This window comes from Parablautia muri (assembly GCF_009917485.1).
In the GTDB taxonomy this organism is placed as follows: domain Bacteria; phylum Bacillota; class Clostridia; order Lachnospirales; family Lachnospiraceae; genus Suilimivivens; species Suilimivivens muri.
On sequence record NZ_QZDT01000139.1, the window covers coordinates 1 to 2,057 of the forward strand.

At 55.0% G+C, this 2,057-nt stretch carries 4 protein-coding genes; all 4 read right to left on the bottom strand.

The window, feature by feature from the left end:
* Positions 1–76 precede the first annotated feature (76 nt).
* Genes D5281_RS24655 through D5281_RS26340 form a run of 4 tightly spaced genes read right to left on the bottom strand, consistent with a single transcriptional unit; the run spans position 77 to position 2,000 of the window.
* Entirely contained in the window at positions 77–1,210 is a 1,134-nt protein-coding gene (locus tag D5281_RS24655) for a DUF2800 domain-containing protein (RefSeq protein ID WP_160562497.1), read from the bottom strand.
* On the bottom strand, positions 1,210–1,527 hold the full coding sequence (locus D5281_RS24660; RefSeq protein ID WP_160562495.1) for a hypothetical protein: 318 nt from the start codon (positions 1,525–1,527) through the stop codon (positions 1,210–1,212). Before D5281_RS24660 ends, D5281_RS24655 begins: the two co-directional genes overlap by 1 nt.
* Positions 1,528–1,842 (bottom strand): DUF7768 domain-containing protein, encoded by a 315-nt coding sequence (locus D5281_RS24665; RefSeq protein ID WP_160562496.1) that lies wholly within the window; start codon positions 1,840–1,842, stop codon positions 1,528–1,530.
* Positions 1,842–2,000 carry a hypothetical protein gene (locus D5281_RS26340; protein WP_016302979.1) on the bottom strand — a complete coding sequence of 53 codons (159 nt, stop codon included), beginning with the start codon at positions 1,998–2,000 and terminating at the stop codon, positions 1,842–1,844. The genes D5281_RS24665 and D5281_RS26340 overlap by 1 nt, the downstream gene beginning before the upstream one ends.
* Between the last annotated feature and the right edge of the window lie 57 nt (positions 2,001–2,057).

A 2,057-nucleotide genomic window follows, 5' to 3' on the forward strand; every position in this document is an offset into this window, starting at 1 on the left:
TCCCAGCAGTGCAGATAGGAAAACCTGCACGGTACGATCACTTTTGTCAAATTTGCATTTTCATTACTCATGGTATTCATTCCTCCTTAAAATCCGCCTCTGCGGTTGCTGCGGCAATCTCCTGCCTTTTATCTGATTCCGGTACTAAGGTCACTTTGCCCTGGGGCTTGTAGACCAGCTTCCCAAGTATCTCTGCAAATTTCTTCTTCCCAAGCAGCCGCTCCATCTCCGTGATGCCGATGAGCGTCTTTTTATAAATGTCCGTGTACCCGGCTTTCTGCGCCACCTGGGCCACTTCTTCCTCATCCGTGTATTTCCTGTTGCTCCTGCCCTCGACTAACTTAAAGCCGGCCCACTTCTTACCCTTCGTGACCGCCTCGTCCTGTGCATAGGCGTAGACATCCGCAGACCACTTGGCAAGCTCGTCCGCCACTTTCAGGACTTCCGCAATTTCCTCATCTGACAATAGCGGCGGGGCTTTGAACTCCATCTGCGCCAGCCTTAAATATTCCTCCGCCCTCGCCCTGCAGGTGTTCTTCGCCCTGCAGAACCGGCACCAGTCGCCGGAATGGTACTCGCCCTCTCCCTTGATGGCAAGCACGGCCTTTGGCTTTAACTCCATCTCCACCCATTCCATCAGGTCCTTTACGGAAATCTCCCATGTGCTGACGGATTCGAGCCTCGGCTGGTAGATAACCATGCGGATGGTTTCAATGTCATAAAGGGCATCGAATAATTCCAATGCGCCAAGCCCGTATAACATCATCTGCGGGTTCCATTCCGCATCCACCGCCACGCCCTTCCCATACTTTAAATCAATGACGGTCAGAACTTTGTCAGCAACGATAAGCAAATCCCCGGTGCCGAACCCCTCCGGCACATAGGCGGAATAGTCCAGCCGCTGCTCGATCAGGACGACAGGGTCGCTGCATTCCTGCCTTGCAAGCTCCACCTGCTCCATCGCATAGGCCACATACCCGTCCGTGCATTCCTCCATCTCGTCACAGTGGTAATCAGACACCGGGCGCTTGGAGCGCCTTTTTAATGCCTTTTTCAGCTTATGCTCCGCAAGGGCATGGGCGGCGGTGCCTTCCTCGGCATAGACGCTGCCGCCAGATTCCTCCTGAAACTGCTCCTCCAATCGTGCGGAAGGCGTACAGGAAAGCCACCGCTTGGAGGAAGATGCGGAAAGCAATGCGTGTCTTCCCATCACAGCACCTGCGCTTCCTGCATCAGCGCCGGATAGTCCTCCGGCTTCACCGCCGAGAGCTTCGCCGCGCCGTACTTCTGCAAAAGTTCCTTTATTTCCTTCGATTTCCCCTCCTGGGTCTTCTGCGCCATCAGTGCGCGGATGCCCTCCAGCGTGGCAGGGGATTCCTGCTGTACTTCTGCCACAGATTCCTGCTTTTCCGCTTTCTGTGCTTTCACCGTCTTTTCTTTCGTGCCGCCCTCCGCTTTGGCAAGGCCCCGCAGACCTTCCGCAACGATGGAGAAACCTTCCGCAATCCTTAACAATTCACTTCCCATTTACATTCCCTCCGTTTCCTTAAAAATGATTATCTTTCCCTGCTCTGTGGCAGATGCGATCTCCGCCGCCATCCCTTCGGTGGCTTCCCCGAACACCCACACCTCATCACAGAGGGCGAGCAGCTCCATCCCCATAGCGATGCCGAGCCGCCTCTCTTCCTCTATCCCCTCGTTCAAGAACTGAGGGAATAAAAGGTGCGGCGCAATGGGGAGATGCCCTTCCTCACACGCCATGCGGCTGTAGACAGCCGCCCTTCTCGCATTCCCTTCCATGTCGCCGCGGAAGGGGCTGCAGATAAAAACCTTCTTACGCATCAGCGCCTCCATCCTTTCTTCATCTTCCTGTCGTGCGCCGCTTTCGCGGCTTCATAGGCTTCCACTTCCTTCTCGATCTGCACCAGCTTGGCGGCGAGGCTCTTCGCCACGATACTGATTGCCTGTAAGATGCCGATAAGCTCCTGTGACTTTTCCATAGGCTCCGTTCCTCCTTTCCGGGACAGTTAAACCTATCCCCTTCACTGTCGTAATGA

What these genes read in the sequence shown, in the direction of transcription:
- D5281_RS24655 (WP_160562497.1), bottom strand. Translation starts at nt 1,210, where the DNA reads ATGGGAAGACACGCATTGCTTTCCGCATCTTCCTCCAAGCGGTGGCTT.
- D5281_RS26340 (WP_016302979.1), bottom strand. Translation starts at nt 2,000, where the DNA reads ATGGAAAAGTCACAGGAGCTTATCGGCATCTTACAGGCAATCAGTATC.
- D5281_RS24660 (WP_160562495.1), bottom strand. Translation starts at nt 1,527, where the DNA reads ATGGGAAGTGAATTGTTAAGGATTGCGGAAGGTTTCTCCATCGTTGCG.
- D5281_RS24665 (WP_160562496.1), bottom strand. Translation starts at nt 1,842, where the DNA reads ATGCGTAAGAAGGTTTTTATCTGCAGCCCCTTCCGCGGCGACATGGAA.